The following is a 14,946-nucleotide window of genomic DNA, read 5'->3' on the forward strand; positions in this document are numbered from 1 at the left end:
TGTCCCTCTTCAATGCAGGTTGGGCTGATTGCCCTGACCTTTTTCGTCGATCAGGTGGCCGCGTTTGAAACGGTCAAGGCGCATTTCCGTTGCGGTGGGGTGGGGCACGTCACGCGCCAGAAGATGCGCGTAGCAATATCCCGATGCCGGTGTGGCCTTGAATCCGCCATAGCACCAGCCACCATTGAAATAGAGACCGTCGATATGGGTCTTGTCGATAAAGGGCGAGCCATCCATCGACATGTCCATGATGCCGCCCCAACTGCGCAGAAGGCGGGCACGTCCGATCATCGGCATGATCGCCATGCCGCCTTCGGCCACGTCCTCGACCACGGGCAGGTTACCACGCTGTGCATAGGAGTTGTAGCCGTCGATGTCGCCGCCGAAGACCAATCCGCCCTTGTCGGATTGAGAGACATAAAAATGGCCCGCGCCAAAGGTTATGACCCCGGGGAGAACGGGTTTTAACCCTTCGCTGACGAAGGCCTGAAGGACATGGGATTCGATTGGAAGGCGCATGCCAGCCATGGCGGCCACACGGCCCGAGGACCCGGCCACACACATCGCGACCTTGCGGGCGCGGATCGCCCCGCGCGAGGTTTGAACGCCGCGCACCGCGCCGTTTTCAACGTCAATGCCAGTGACTTCACAGTTCTGAATGATATCGACGCCACGGCTATCGGCACCACGGGCATAGCCCCAGGCCACCGCATCGTGACGAACCGTGCCACCGCGCCGCTGATAGAGGCCGCCCTTGACCGGGAAGCGCGCATTGTCGAAATCGAGAAAAGGAAGCTCGCGGCGGAGTTGGGCCTCATCCGCGAGCTCGGCGTCGGCACCCGCAAGAAACATCGCGTTACCACGCCTTACGAAGGCATCCCGTTGCGCATCCGAATGGAAGAGATTCAGGATCGAGCGTTGCGATACCATCGCATTGTAGTTGAAATCCTGCTCCAGGTCTTCCCAAAGCTTGAGTGAGAATTCATAGAAAGGTTCATTGCCGGGCAGCATGTAATTTGACCGGATGATCGTGGTATTGCGACCGATATTGCCCGATCCGAGCCAGCCCTTTTCAAGCACGGCGATATTTGTGAGGCCGAACTCCTTGGCGAGGTAATAGGCGGTGCTCAGGCCGTGGCCACCGGCGCCGATGATGATGATATCATATTCCGGCTTGGGCTCGGGTTCGCGCCAGACCGGCTTCCACCCCTTGTTCCCGGTGAGCCCTTGCATGAAAACTTTGAACGCGGAGTAGCGCATCACAGGTCACCCTCATCAACTGATCGCCTCAGCATCGCGGTTTTCGCGTCTCTCGACTTTTCCCAAAAGGTCGTTAAATTGTCTGTTATGGACAAAATTGGTTTAGAACCTGTGCGTGTTCGCCGGATCGGTGTGTTGCCGATACCCGGATTTGCCGCGCTCTCGTATGCGTCGACGGTCGAAATGCTCAGGGCGGCCAACCTTCTGAGCCGCGAACGTCTGTATGACGTCATCAATATCGGACCGGAAGATGGGCCGGTCCAAAGCTCGGGCGCGATGCAGGTGGCCTGTGAGGCGCGTGTCGGGGCCGAAATAGACCTTGATTATCTTTTTGTGGTCGCGGGCGGCGATCCGATGTCGTTTGACGATGCGCGGATCATGGCGTGGCTTGGGCGTGTCGCGCGCAAGGGGGTGCAGCTGGGGGGCGTGTCGGGCGGCCCCGTAATTCTGGCGAAGGCGGGCCTGATGGCCGGCCGCCGCATGACGGTGCATTGGGAGCATGCCGCGGCTCTGGCCGAGCTTTCCCCGCAACTCATGATCGAGCGGACGCTTTACGTCATCGACCGTGACCGCGTGACCTGTGCGGGGGGCACCGCACCGATCGACCTGATGCACGCCTTGATCACGCGGCACCATGGGGCGCCTTTCGCGCGTCTCGTCAGTGACTGGTTCATGCACACCGAAGTTCGCCCTTCGGCTGGGCCACAGCGCGCGGGGCTTGTCGAACGTGTCGGCTGCAATGTTCCGGCGGTGCTCGATGCGGTGGAAATGATGGAAACCCATGTGGCCGATCCGGTGAAGCTCGGTGATCTGGCGAATGCGGCGGGCGTGTCACCCAGACAGCTCAATCGGCTTTTCCATGACCGTCTTGGACGCAGCACCATGGGGTATTACCGTGACCTGCGGCTTGAAACGGCGCGTGCCCTTTTGCGCAATGCGCCGTTGAGCCTTACCGAAATCGCGCTGGCGACCGGATTTGCCAATTCTTCTCATTTCTCGACGGTTTATGCGCAGGCTTATGGCGAGCCGCCCTCATCCTATCGTTAAAGCCCGCGCGCACCGTTCAGGTCGAACGCCTCGGGAAAGAGCGAAGACAGCATCCGAAAGACGATGCGGGCGGCGAACGCGCGGTCGAAATTCTCAGGGTGCAGCATGTAATCGGTCCACATGCCTTCGACCATGGAAATGGTTGCGATCGCCGCCTCCTGGGCAAGCGATTGTGGCGTGTCCGCCGGGGAAACCCCGCTGAACGCGGCCTCCATCACACGACGCAGACGAATGTCGCGTGTGTCGCTGTAGGCGGCGAACGTGGCGTTTGTTCGGGCCGCGCCGCGCAGTTCGTACCAGATGGCGACAGATCTGGGGTTGAGCGTTTCGGCGCTCAGGTCGCTGTGAATCATCGCAGCGATCCGCGCCGCCGCGCCGTCAGGGGCCGCCGCCATATCCCGTTCGAGTATCTGGTAATACTGCGCGTTCGCATGTTCGGCCGCCGCGATGATCAGGGCATCCTTACCCCCGAAATGCAGGTGGATCATGCCGCGCGACAATCCTGCGCGGTCAATGATTTCCGTAACCGAGGTTCGAATGAGGCCAATCTCGGCAATCGAGGTCAACGCAGCCTCTATCAACGCGAGGCGATTGTCCGAAGTTCTCTCACTCATGGTATAAGATGAGAGTAACAATCGACATCCTGCAAGGGAAATTCTTGACAATTCACCCGTGGGCAGGGCAAAAATGGACAATCGTCCATTCGGGGATTTCCATGTCAGACACGCGTTACTCCGTTCTTTTTGAGCCGGTCCGCATAGGCCCCGTCACGGCACGCAACCGGTTTTATCAGGTGCCGCACTGCACGGGGATGGGCCATCTGCGGCCGCGCGCCGATGCGGCCACCCGCGCGATCAAGGCTGCAGGTGGATGGGCCGTCGTGAGCAATCAGGAAACCGAAATTCACCCCACATCGGACCTCACGCCCTTTCCCGAACATCGGCTGTGGGACTCGCGCGACATACCTGCGCTTCGCGTGATGACACAGAGCGTGCATGACCACGGTGCGCTGGCCGCGATCGAACTGGTGCATAATGGCTATCACGCGGCCAACCTGGGGAGCCGCGCGCCGGTATTGGCGCCGTCTGACGTGGCGCTGCATACGCTGGTGCCGAAACAGGCCCGTGCGATGGACAAAACGGACATCCGCGATTTGCGCCGCTGGCACCGTGCCGCAGCCTTGCGCGCCAAGGACGCCGGATTCGATATCGTTTACTGCTATGCGGGTCATGGCATGACCTTGGCACAGCATTTCCTGTCACCGCATCTTAATACCCGAACGGATGAGTATGGCGGAAGCCTTGAAAACCGCGCCCGGCTTCTGCGTGAATTGCTTGAGGACACGCGGGAGGCTATCGGTGATACCTGTGCCGTCGCCCTGCGCTTTGCGGTTGACGAGATGATGGGCCGCGATGGAATGCAGGCCCATGAGGAAGGTCGCGCCGTGGTCGAGATGCTTGCCGAACTTCCCGATCTCTGGGACGTCAATGTCTCGGACTGGTCGAATGACAGCGCCACATCCCGGTTCGAGCCGCAAGAAGGCTATCAGACCGACTATATCCGGTTCGTGAAAGAGGTGACGTCAAAGCCGGTTGTCGCCGTGGGCCGGTTCACTTCGGCCGATCACATGGTGTCGCTGGTCAAAAAGGGTGTGGTTGATTTCATAGGCGCTGCACGTCCCTCCATTGCCGACCCGTTCCTGCCGCAAAAGATCGAAGACGGGCGGGTTGACGACATCCGCGAATGTATCGGCTGCAACATCTGTGTGGCGTCGGACAACATGGGCGTGCCCATTCGGTGCACTCAGAACCCCACGATGGGCGAAGAGTGGCGCCGGAATTGGCACCCGGAAGAGATCGCGCCGGCGCCGGAAGGCGAGGCTGCTCTTGTCGTGGGGGCGGGTCCAGCGGGACTTGAATGCGCGATGCAACTTGCGCGGCGGGGCTGTCACGTCACGTTGGCCGAGGCGGGGCCGGAGTTGGGTGGACGTGCCCGGCGCGAGGCCGGATTGAAAGGTCTTGGTGCATGGTCGCGCGTGGTGGATTACCGCACTCACGACCTGAGTCAGCGCGCCGAGGTGGATATCTATCTTGAAAGCCCGCTTTCGGCCGATGACGTGATCGAGCTTGGGGCTGATCACGTCTTTATCGCGACAGGTGCAAGATGGCGGCGTGACGGTGTGGGACGCTCTTCTCGGAGCGGCATCGACGTGGCGGATGCCGTTACAGTCATGACACCCGACGATATCATGGACGGTATGCGCCCGCCGGGTGGCCCGTTGGTGATCTACGATGATGATCAAATCTATCTGGGCGGTGTGCTTGCCGGTCATCTGTGCGACGAAGGGCATGATGTGACGCTTGTCACACCTGCGCCAGTGGTGTCACCCTGGACCGAGATGACCCTTGAGCAGGAGCGTATTCAGCGCGAGCTGTTGGAGGCGGGCGTCACTGTCGTGACCGGGCATCTCGTGTCGAAGATCACGGATGGCGAGGCCACGCTTGCCTGCACCTATACGGGGCGCACTCGGGTCATTCCCTGTGCCTCGGTTGTGCTGGTGACCGAACGGACGCGTGAAACGGCGCTTTATGAGGCGTTGGCGGGCCGTGGCCTTGGCACGCTCGAACTTTTGGGTGACGCGGCACAGCCGGGGCTGATCGCAGATGCGGTTTATGCCGGTCACGCCGCCGCGCGCGCCTTCGGACGTCCGCAGGATGAAGTCGACGCCGAGATGTTTCGACGTGAAACCATAGCGATGGGAGGGTCCGATGCTGGATGATGTCAAAGCCGGTAAGCTGCGCGAACTTTGCGAGAGCGCCCGCCCCGGATATGCCCTGCCAAGAGCATTTTACGCGGAGCCCGATGTTTTCGAGGCCGACATTCGAGATTACTGGAATCACCACTGGATTTGGGTCGGCCATATCTCACAGGTTGCCGAGCCGGGTGACTTCTTCCTGTTCGACTATGGCCCGGAATCACTCATTGTCGCGCGTGACCGCGACGGTGAACTCGGAGCATTCCTCAATGTATGCCGACACCGGGGGAGCCGCGTTTGTGTCGAGCGGTCGGGCAACCGGCGTGTCTTTGCCTGCCCGTATCACGCCTGGACCTTCGAACTGAACGGAAAGTTGCGGCGCGCGCAGCATATGGGGGACGGGTTCGATCCGGCAGCGCATGGGCTTTTCCGCGCCCATTTGCGGGTGTTCGAGGGGATGATCTTCGTTTCCACAGCCAAGACGCCGCCGGACATAGATGCGGGCCTCGCGCGGATGCGCGAAAGCGTTGCGCCATTTGGCCTCGAGAAGCTGAAGATCGCCCACGAGGCATGTTATCCGGTGCCCGCGAACTGGAAGCTGGCCATCGAGAATTACATGGAATGCTATCACTGTGCGCCTTCGCATCAGGAGTATTCCCGCTCGCACAGCCTCAAGGATCCTGCAAGCATTACCGATGCGCTTTTGGCCTCGGTGGATGCTCAGCTCACGCAGGCTGGGTTGGGGCCTGCTGATCTGGCCATAAACGGGCTGGAAGAAAATGCGCCGATGGATTTTTACCTTGGCCGCTATCCGCTTTATCCCGGGTATGAAACCGGCAGTCGGGAGGGTGCCCTGCTTGCGCCGCTGCTGGGTGATCTCAAGGCACCCGTTGGCGCCGCGACGGATATGCAGGTGGGCGTCATCAACAATTTCCTCATCTACAGCGATCACGTGGTCGGCTATCGCTTTGTGCCGAGGTCGGTCCAAGAGACCGATATCGAAGTGATCTGGTTCGTTCGGGAGGACGCGGAGGAGGGGCGCGATTACGATATCGAGTCCCTGACATGGTTATGGCATGTAACCTCGCTTGACGATGAAAGGATCATCCGGATCAATCAGGAGGGCGTGAATTCGCACCACTTCCAGCCGGGGCCGCTTTCGAGCATGGAGTGGGGTATCCGTGCTTTCTACGCGGGCTATATCGCAAGAATGAAACAGGCCAATCCAACAGAACAGGGAGGGTGAAATGGACCCGATCAAGCCGGAAAACCGCCGTGTCGTAAACGTCCGTGACGCGGATTACACACAGTTCATGTCCGGGAATGAACCGGATGGCGAAATCCTTCAGCTCGGGCGGGACAAACCGCTGGGAGAAGGCTTCTACATTTACAGGATGGCCCCGGGCATGACCACGCAGGCGCACAAGCACAAGGGCGCCGAGGAGTTCTATATCATCGAAGGCGACCTGACCGACAATGATGGCACCGAATACCGGGCCGGTGATCTGGTCTGGCTGGCGGATGGCACGGAACACTGCTCAACCACGAAAAACGGCTGTTTGATCGTGGTCTACACTCACGCACTCGAGGAGCCTGTCAGCGCGTGATCCTGTCCGCGTGTTGGGGCAGAAGTGTCGCTGCAAGCTCGAGGGCGGCGCGCATGGAGGCCGTCCGGTCCGTGGTTTTGGGAAAAACATGCAGGTGCTGCCAATACCCGTCGGTCAGCGTGTCGATCCAGTCGGCAAGACGATCGGTCTCGGAGCGGCTAGCCTCGGGTCGTAAGTCGGCGCAGACATCGCGGATGGCCCTACCGCGCGGGGCATCGTATTCCGCCGAGACTTCGGCGAATTGCGGCGTGAACTTCTGTTCACCCCAAAAGGCGAACCACACCGAGAGCGACTCGGAATTGCAGATGGCCGGATCGAAATCGGCCTTGATAAGCGCCGCGAGCCGTGCCGCGGGATCATCGCCCGCCGCATCGAGCGCAGACCGCCATGTGGCATCATAGAGATCGTAAATCGCCCGCATCGCGCCGGTCAGCAAACCGTTCTTCGACTGAAAGTAAAAGACCGCCACACCCTGCGACAATCCCGCCTCGTTGGCGACGGTTGCAAGTGTAGTCCGCGCAAGGCCGTTGGTCGCGATTGACCGCAATGTCGCCTCAAGAAGCTGCGCGCGCCTTTTCTCGGCGTTTTCCTTGCGTTCCTTGCGTTCCTTGCGGGGTTTGGTCGGGTTGTCGGTCATGGGCGCGTCCGTTTTCTTCACTCATTCCACAGATGGGCGGCGCTGTCAGCAGGAAAAATTTATTTGAGCACTCAAAAAAACTTTACCGCGCGGTTTAAGTGGCCTATCTTCTTTCCAACAGGGAGGACCATCTCATGACCAATCAACCATCCGCAGACGAACTGCGCGACTGGGACCGTGCCCATCATATCCATCCTTGGGTGGCGATGGATGCATGGCGGGGCTATGACCTTCCGGTCATGGCGCAGGCCGACGGCATCTATCTGTGGGACAATCAGGGACGGCGCTATATCGACGGGCCCGGAGGCATGTGGTGCGTTCAGATCGGCTATGGACGCCGCGAAATGGCCGAGGCGATCGCCGAACAGGTCATGCGGATGCCCTACAACTCGCCATGGAGTTCGACCACCGAGCCCGCCGCGATTTTGGCCAGAAAAATCGCCGATATGACGCCAGGCGATCTAAACAACGTGCATTTCACTACAGGCGGCTCCACCGCCGTGGACAGTGCGATCCGGGCGATGCATTTCCTGAACAACCGCTTGGGCCGGCCCGACAAGAAAATCGTGATCGGGCGGGACAAGGGCTATCACGGGTCGACTTACATGGCCGCGTCCGTCACCGGCAAGGAGCGTGAAGTGTCGATCCTCGACAAGGCGGGCGATCTGGTGCGGTTTCTGCCGGATGTGAACCCCTATATCAGGCCCGAAGGCATGTCCGAAGCCCAGTGGTGTGACGAAAAGGTCGGGGATCTGGAACGGCTGATCGAAGAGGTCGGGGCCGACAAGATCGGAGCGTTCATTGCCGAACCGATCCTGAGTTCCGGCGGCGTGATCGTGCCGCCAAAAGGCTATCACAAACGGACATGGGAGCTGTGCCGGGCGCATGACATCCTTTATATCTCGGACGAGGTCGTGACAGGTTTCGGGCGCTTGGGCCATTGGTTCGCATCCGAGGAGGTCTTCGGCATTGTGCCCGACATCATCACCTGTGCGAAGGGCCTCACGAGTGGTTATTTGCCACTTGGCGCCTGCATCATTTCGGACAGCGTCATGGAGCGTATGGCGGGCGAGACGCCGGCCATGTTCTCGAATGGGTATACCTATTCGGGGCATCCGGTAAGCTGTGCCGCAGCACTCAAGAATATCGAGATCATGGAACGCGAGAAAATTCTTGAGCATGTGCGCGATATCAGCCCCTATTTCCAGTCGAAGCTACAGGAGTTGGCGCGGTTCGATATCGTGGGCGACGTGCGGGGCGAAGGGCTTTTGGCCTGTGTCGAGGGCAAGCCGCTCGAGGGTAAATCGACCCTCGCCGCGGACAAGAAATTCGGCGCTCTGCTGGACGAAGCCTGTGAGAAACGCGGGCTTCTAGTTCGGCCCCTTTACCACATGGCAGTGTTTTCGCCGCCGCTTGTGATCACGCGCGATGAAATCGACACGATGTTCGGCATACTAGAGGAAGCTCTGGAAGAGGTTTCCCAGGAGCTTGATCTCTGATCGGATGATCGATGTGGGAGTGAGGGGCCAGTCCCTCACACACCCCGGGATATTTGACGCAAGAAGAAAAGCGTGGCGATCGCGGGTGTCAGGCAGGCTTGCGACCGCGCAGATGGTGTGGGCAATGCTCTCCGGTTTCGAGCACGCGGATCATGGCGCGCCAGGTTTCAATCGACCGCTCGACGAAATCCGCGCCGCTTGACGCTTCGAATTCGGATCGGCGCGGACCCATGATCGTTTCCAGTTCTTGGCGCGCCACGTCACGATACCACGGGTTGCGGTTGCGGGTGACGACATCCTCGAATCCTGCGCCGCGCAATGCCTGCGCATAGCGATCAGGCGAGGCCATCTCCATTCCCAAATCTTCGAGCGCCAGGTAGTGCTGCATTTCGGGTGACGGTGTATCATCATGCGAGATGAGCCAATCCGACGCGGCAAACACGCCGCCGAGGCGCAAGACGCGAAACACCTCTTGGGCGAGGGCCTCTTTGTCCGGGATGTGGATGATGCTGTCCTTGGAAAAGACCACGTCGAACTCGGCCGCCTCGAAGGGAAGCGGTCCGGGCGTTACCTTTATGATGTCGACCCGGTCCTCGGCCCCGGCATCGGCGACGCGCTGACGGGCGATTGCGCAAACACCGTCCTCGACATCGATGCCTGTCACGTGCCCCGCGTCATGTTCGCGGACGAGAAGAAGAGGTATCGCGCCCGTGCCGCAGCCGATATCCAGAACGCGGCGACCGCGAAGATCAAGGCCGTCGATCACGCGTGCCACCTCGTCGGGACCGCCGGGTGACAGGAACCCTTCACCCCATAGCGCCTGAAGAAGGCCGGTCTGATTTGGGTCGTAATGGTCGCTCATGTCTCACCTTCGAGAAGCTCTTTGTTTCGGTCAAGCAATGTGCCGGGCGCAGGCGCCTCGGGGTCACGCAATACCGGAAAATGACGTCTCAGAGCCTCGTGATAGCTGTGAACGCCGATCTCCAGATCCGACAGGATGATCCCGTCATACCCGCTTGAAAAGGCGGCCTCCCACGTCCATTCGATAAGTTGCTGATCCTCATCGCTCGTGATCCGGTCGATACGCCCGCTCAGATACCGGGCGAGGCGCATCCGGCGATCTTCGTCGCCGTGACGGTAGGTTGTGCTGCGCTGAACACATGTGCCGACCGAGGTTGGGTATTCCTGATAAAAGATCACGCTGTCAGGATAGAAGCCAAGAACGAAATTCGGGAAGACCCCGATATAGAGCCACGCGCCTGCATGGGCATCATCCATATGTTCGGGGGACCGAAGAACGGATTTGTAGTTCCGCACGCTCCAGTGGCGCCCTCGGCCTTCGCGAAACGCCCCGAGCGACCGTGCCGTGCCGTCGTGAAACGGTTCGTCATAGTATCCGTTGCCATAGAGATCATGAAGGCCGGGATGGGCCATCGGAACATGGTAGCCTTCGTTATCGACGTCGCGCACGCATTTCCAGTTGGCGTCTACATTTTCTGTCCAGAACCGCCCGTCGGTCGGCTGAATGGCGTCGAGCCGGTATTGTGCGACTTCGTCGTCGTGGCGGGCCAGGATCTCGGATATTGCGGGCTGTGGCCCCGGCTGAAACCGCACGAAGACAAACCCCTGCCATATATCCAGTTCGATCGGCTTGAGGGCCCATTCATCGGGGTCCATCGGCGGAAGAGAATCCGGCTGTGCCGCGCCGCGCAACGATCCGTCCAGATTGTAGACCCATCCGTGAAACGGACAGATGATGGCGGATTTGCAGCGGCCCTGTTCCTCGGCAACGACGCGCGATCCGCGGTGTCGACAGAGATTGTGAAAGGCGCGTACCTGACCCTCGCGGTCGCGAATGACCAGCGCGCGTTCGCCCACCATGTCGAGTGTCACGAAATCGCCGGCTTCTGGAATATCGGAGACGTGACAGACGATCTGCCAGTGCTGGCGGAAAAGGAGCGCCTTTTCCGCTTCGAGCATTTCCTCGCTGAAAAAGCTCCATTTGGGTAGACCCGACCGATCCCAATCCGTTGGCGTCTGGGGCGTTTCATGGCGTGTCATCGCAGCAGTCCTTGAATGGATGTGCGTTTATTTAAGTGCTCAAATAAATTTTTGTCAAGCCGACAGCACGGGCGCGTTTGTGTCAGCGCCCCTGCATCACGTCGGCAATCCGGCCCGCGATGGCGCGCGCGCCCTTGGGCGAAGGGTGGATCATGTCCAGCGCGTGATAGCTTCGGTCGCCTTCGGGAACGAGATCGCTGAGCGACAGGAATGTCAGGCCGGGGTCTTGTTTGGCCAGTGCGGCGATGCGGCCTTCGAGCCCATCGGCCTCGTTCTTGCAGTGCTCGATGGGTGACCCGAGACCCGGACTGCGCAGATAGCCCACGTAAATCACTTGGGCCCCCGTGCCGCGCAACCGGGCAAGCAGTTTGGGTATCTCTCCTTGGGTTCCGTCAGGTGAAATGAGGCGATCGAGTTTGCCTTTGCACCGCCCGCATCCGCATCCGAACCAAAGATCGTTGCCGCCACCATTCAGAACAACCCACTTCCAAGGTCCGGCACGATACTGACGTGCGATCTTGATCCCAAGGCTCCCCGATATCGGGAGTGCATAGATCATTCGTGCCCCGATCACCGACCGATCCGTCACCGGTGCATCTATGCGCCGCTCAAGTGCGTGTCCCACGGATTGTCCTGTTAACTGATGCGTTCCAAAAAGGCTGTCGCCCATCATCAGCACGCGAGATTTTCCGTCGGCGGGAACGCCCTCGGTGCAAGCCGCGAGCAAAAGGAAAAGAACGGCGAGGATAGGGCGCATACAGAGACCTGATTGGGAAAACGGCGATGCACCCCGGATATCCGAGGTGACGCGAAGGATCAACGCGGCAGTTGTCGAAGGGCGCGTGCCGAATTGTATTCCGAGTGCCGCCTTTCTATCCTGCTGATGGGGGGAGAATCCATGCGCCGTATCTTTGCACTGATGCTGTTCACGCTGCTTGCGCTCGGCTCGGCGTCGGTCGCGTGGTGGCTTGGGTATCGGTCGGCGCTTTTACAGGTGGCGGACCGGGGCGATGCCTATCTCAGGGCCGCGGCGGATCAGCTTGTTGCGCAACTGACAAATTATCGGCTCGTGGCGGTGCGGCTTGCCGATCACCCCTTGGTCGTGGGGCTGGCTGCCGGTGATGACGTGCCGGTGGACACGTTGTTTCGGCAGGCGGCGGATCAGACCGGCGCACTTGAGATTGCCTATCACGATCTGAAAGAAGGCCGTCTTGCAGCATCCGATATGGACCGCGACCTGTCGATGCCCGAGGATCGTGCCGCACTGGCGCGTGCAGCGACCGGTGCACTTGGCTTTGCGCATGGTTTGGCCGGCGGTGATGGATCGCGGGTGTTTGTCTTCATGGCTCCGGTCTTTGATCAGGGGCGCCCGGTTGGCGCGGTTTCGGTGCGTGTCGATCTTGAGGCAGTCGAAGAGAGCGGCTGGCGTGGCTCGCCTCATGTGGCTTTCTTCACAGATGATCAGGCGCGCATCTTCGTGTCGAACCGGTCTGAGCTTTTGTTTCAAAGTCTGGATGGCGCCAGTCTTGTACCCGAGGCACGGAACCGAACCGCCGGAATCGAAGTCTGGCGTCTGGACGAGGGGCGGTATGTCCCGGACAAGGCGGCCTACCGATCGCGTGATCTTCCGGTTATCGGGCTCAAGGGTCACGTGCTTGTTTCGACCGAACCTGCCGACCGTATCGCGGCGCTTCAGGCCGCGGTCGTCGCGGCGCTGTTTCTGGCCTTCGGGGCGATCATCTATCTGTCGTCCGAGCGGCGCCGCGCCCTTGCGCAGGCCAATGCCGGGCTTGAGATGCGCGTGGCGGACCGCACCGAGGCGCTGGCGCGGGCCAATGAAAATCTGCGCCACGAAGTCATCGAACGTCAGGACGCCGAAGCCGCTTTGCGCCGGGCGCAGGCCGATCTTGTTCAGGCGGGCAAGCTGACGGCGCTTGGTCAGATGTCGGCGGGTATCAGTCACGAACTCAATCAGCCGCTGATGGCCATCCGGTCCTTTTCCGAGAACGCGGGCACGTTTCTGGACAAGAACCGCCCCGCCGATGCGCGGGCCAATTTGCACCGGATTTCGGATCTCGCACATCGCATGGCGCGGATCATCAAGAACCTGCGCGCTTTCGCTCGGCAGGAAACCGAACCGGTCAGCGACATCGACATCGTGGCCGTGGTCGAGACAACGCTAGAATTGCTCGAACCCAGATTTCTTGAGACCGGGGCCAGCCTGCGCTGGTCTGCGCCGCCCCCGGTCCGCGTGTCGGGCGGCGAAGTCAGGTTGCAACAGGTGGTCACGAACCTTGTGTCGAACGCGCTTGACGCCATGGCGGCTCAGGACGGTGCGCGCGAGGTTGAGATCACGGTGTCACAGCACGGCACTGATGTCTGGCTGCGCGTGTCGGATACCGGTCCCGGGCTTGATGATCCCGACAAGATATTCGATCCCTTCTACACCACGAAAACAGTTGGCACATCCGAAGATGGGATGGGCCTTGGCCTTTCCATTTCCTACGGGTTGGTTCAAAGTTTCGGGGGTGAGATCAAGGGGCAGAACCGCGACGGTGCCGGCGCCGTCTTCACGGTCAAACTCAGGGCGGCACAGATAGAGGAAGCCGTGGCATGACAACGCGTGTTCTGTTGGTCGATGACGATCGCGCCGTGCGCGAGGCCTTGGCACAGACCCTGATGCTGGCGGATTGCGATGTCCTGACCGCAGGAAGCTTTATCGAAGCCAAGGATCATATTACCCGCGACTTTGACGGTGTCGTGCTCTCTGACATCAGGATGCCGGGCAAAGACGGTTTCGCGCTTTTGGCCCATGTGCATGCGGTGGATACGGACCTGCCGGTAATCCTGTTGACCGGCGAAGGGGACATCCCCATGGCCGTCAGGGGCATGAGCGGAGGGGCGTTCGCGTTTCTTGAAAAGCCCTGTGACCCTGATGACCTGATTGAAACGCTGCGCAAGGCACAGCGCACCCGTGCGGTTGTGCTTGAAAATCGTGCGCTGAAATCAGCGTTGGAACGTGGGGATGCGGCCTCGCGTATGTTGTTTGGCCGGTCCGAACTTGCCGAAGCTCTGCGCGCACGCGTCCGTGCGGTGGCCCGAAGCGGCGCGGATGTTCTGATTTCGGGTGCTCCCGGATCGGGTAATGCGAAGGTGGCGGAGGTGATACATCTTCTTGCCGCAGGATCGGTGGCACCCTTTGAAAAGACGCCAGCGGATGGGCTCTCGCCGGGGGGCTTGATGCGTTTGCTGGAAAGCGCGCAAGGCGGCACGCTCTATCTTGACGAGGTGACGCAACTCCCCGCTGATACGCAATTTGCACTGCTCGACCGTCTGGAAGAAGAGGCCGGCGCCAAAGACATCCGCGTTGTGGCAGGCACCTATCGCGAGATTGATGCCGAAATGCGCGAAGGCCGGTTCAATTCCGATCTTTTCTACCGGCTTGATGTGATGCGCGTGCGCATTCCCACGCTCAAGGAACGGCCCGAAGACATCCCGATTCTGTTTCGCCACTATCTGCGCATCGCCTGCGAACAGGCAAACCTGCCCGAGCCTGAGGTGCCCCCCGAAACGCTGAGTCGGCTGATGGCGCAGGACTGGCCCGGCAACGCGCGTTCGTTGATGAATGCCGCCATGCGGTATGCGCTCGGGCTCTCGGAAAGTCCCGAGGTGGCCGATATGGGGCTGGCTCAACAGATGGCGGCGGTGGAGCGGTCAATCCTCATTGCCGCCCTTCAGGAATGTGCGGGAAACGCGACGGAGGCCGCTCAATCGCTGAAACTTCCGCGCAAGACATTCTACGACAAGTTGGCACGACACGAGATCCGGGCCGAGGATTTTCGCGTCTGAGACGCACCGCAAGAGGTCATGGCGAGGGCAGAACGCGTAAAGAATGTGCGGGTTTTCGCACATATCGCACTGAGGGGCGTGCGGATTTCCGCACATGGCACAGGCCTTGGTTGCTACCTTCATGATCTAACTAATTAGTTATAAAGGATTATTAACGCCTCACCCGGAAGTGATCTTTTCTCTTGTCAGGTGGGGGCGGTGGCGCTCTTCTGCCCGGTGATCGCAATGTCA

Annotated in this window: 13 protein-coding genes; 7 read left to right on the forward strand and 6 right to left on the reverse strand. The window is 60.2% G+C overall.

Features of this window, described 5'->3' with window-relative positions:
• Nucleotides 1-9 precede the first annotated feature (9 nt).
• Entirely contained in the window at nucleotides 10-1,260 is a 1,251-nt protein-coding gene (locus V8359_RS10030) for a sarcosine oxidase subunit beta family protein (protein WP_336428681.1), read from the reverse strand.
• A 132-nt stretch (nucleotides 1,261-1,392) separates the two neighbouring features.
• Between V8359_RS10030 and V8359_RS10035 the strand changes: the two genes are divergently transcribed.
• The gene (locus tag V8359_RS10035; protein ID WP_336428683.1) at nucleotides 1,393-2,307 is read left to right on the forward strand and encodes a GlxA family transcriptional regulator; all 915 of its coding nucleotides are present in this window, start codon (nucleotides 1,393-1,395) and stop codon (nucleotides 2,305-2,307) included.
• Here V8359_RS10035 and V8359_RS10040 read toward each other — a convergent pair.
• The gene (locus tag V8359_RS10040) at nucleotides 2,304-2,921 is read right to left on the reverse strand and encodes a TetR family transcriptional regulator C-terminal domain-containing protein (RefSeq protein ID WP_336428684.1); all 618 of its coding nucleotides are present in this window, start codon (nucleotides 2,919-2,921) and stop codon (nucleotides 2,304-2,306) included. The genes V8359_RS10035 and V8359_RS10040 overlap by 4 nt on opposite strands.
• 101 nt (nucleotides 2,922-3,022) lie before the next feature.
• Here V8359_RS10040 and V8359_RS10045 point away from each other — a divergent pair, with 101 nt between their 5' ends.
• From V8359_RS10045 to V8359_RS10055, 3 genes are read left to right on the forward strand one after another with little or no spacing between them, the layout of a single operon-like run.
• Nucleotides 3,023-5,086 carry an oxidoreductase gene (locus tag V8359_RS10045; RefSeq protein ID WP_336428685.1) on the forward strand — a complete coding sequence of 688 codons (2,064 nt, stop codon included), beginning with the start codon at nucleotides 3,023-3,025 and terminating at the stop codon, nucleotides 5,084-5,086.
• Nucleotides 5,076-6,308: an aromatic ring-hydroxylating oxygenase subunit alpha gene (locus V8359_RS10050; RefSeq protein WP_336428687.1), complete on the forward strand. Its 1,233-nt coding sequence runs from the start codon at nucleotides 5,076-5,078 to the stop codon at nucleotides 6,306-6,308. The genes V8359_RS10045 and V8359_RS10050 overlap by 11 nt, the downstream gene beginning before the upstream one ends.
• Nucleotide 6,309: 1 nt before the next feature.
• Nucleotides 6,310-6,669, forward strand: a complete 360-nt coding sequence (locus V8359_RS10055; protein ID WP_336428688.1) for a cupin domain-containing protein — start codon at nucleotides 6,310-6,312, stop codon at nucleotides 6,667-6,669.
• On the opposite strand, the gene V8359_RS10060 is transcribed toward V8359_RS10055, so the two are convergent.
• A complete protein-coding gene (locus tag V8359_RS10060) occupies nucleotides 6,659-7,306 on the reverse strand; it encodes a TetR family transcriptional regulator C-terminal domain-containing protein (RefSeq protein WP_336428689.1) in 648 nt (215 codons plus the stop codon). The two genes, V8359_RS10055 and V8359_RS10060, sit on opposite strands and share 11 nt — an antisense overlap.
• 134 nt (nucleotides 7,307-7,440) lie before the next feature.
• On the opposite strand from V8359_RS10060, the gene V8359_RS10065 reads away from it, so the two are divergent.
• Nucleotides 7,441-8,805, forward strand: a complete 1,365-nt coding sequence (locus V8359_RS10065; RefSeq protein WP_336428690.1) for an aminotransferase — start codon at nucleotides 7,441-7,443, stop codon at nucleotides 8,803-8,805.
• Between the two features lie 88 nt (nucleotides 8,806-8,893).
• Here the strand turns inward: V8359_RS10065 and V8359_RS10070 are convergent, their stop codons facing one another.
• The 3 genes from V8359_RS10070 to V8359_RS10080 all read right to left on the reverse strand — a co-directional run bounded on the left by V8359_RS10070 (nucleotide 8,894) and on the right by V8359_RS10080 (nucleotide 11,623).
• The gene (locus tag V8359_RS10070) at nucleotides 8,894-9,667 is read right to left on the reverse strand and encodes a methyltransferase domain-containing protein (RefSeq protein ID WP_336428691.1); all 774 of its coding nucleotides are present in this window, start codon (nucleotides 9,665-9,667) and stop codon (nucleotides 8,894-8,896) included.
• Nucleotides 9,664-10,866, reverse strand: coding sequence for an aromatic ring-hydroxylating oxygenase subunit alpha (locus V8359_RS10075; RefSeq protein ID WP_336428692.1), 1,203 nt, complete (start codon nucleotides 10,864-10,866; stop codon nucleotides 9,664-9,666). The genes V8359_RS10070 and V8359_RS10075 overlap by 4 nt, the downstream gene beginning before the upstream one ends.
• Nucleotides 10,867-10,948: 82 nt before the next feature.
• Nucleotides 10,949-11,623: an SGNH/GDSL hydrolase family protein gene (locus V8359_RS10080; RefSeq protein ID WP_336428693.1), complete on the reverse strand. Its 675-nt coding sequence runs from the start codon at nucleotides 11,621-11,623 to the stop codon at nucleotides 10,949-10,951.
• Between the two features lie 141 nt (nucleotides 11,624-11,764).
• Here V8359_RS10080 and V8359_RS10085 point away from each other — a divergent pair, with 141 nt between their 5' ends.
• Together V8359_RS10085 and V8359_RS10090 are read left to right on the forward strand one after the other, a co-directional pair.
• Nucleotides 11,765-13,483 carry a sensor histidine kinase gene (locus V8359_RS10085; RefSeq protein WP_336428694.1) on the forward strand — a complete coding sequence of 573 codons (1,719 nt, stop codon included), beginning with the start codon at nucleotides 11,765-11,767 and terminating at the stop codon, nucleotides 13,481-13,483.
• Nucleotides 13,480-14,715: a sigma-54-dependent transcriptional regulator gene (locus tag V8359_RS10090; protein WP_336428695.1), complete on the forward strand. Its 1,236-nt coding sequence runs from the start codon at nucleotides 13,480-13,482 to the stop codon at nucleotides 14,713-14,715. Before V8359_RS10085 ends, V8359_RS10090 begins: the two co-directional genes overlap by 4 nt.
• Nucleotides 14,716-14,946: the final 231 nt, after the last annotated feature.

This window comes from Roseovarius sp. E0-M6 (assembly GCF_037083845.1).
Classification (GTDB): domain Bacteria; phylum Pseudomonadota; class Alphaproteobacteria; order Rhodobacterales; family Rhodobacteraceae; genus Roseovarius.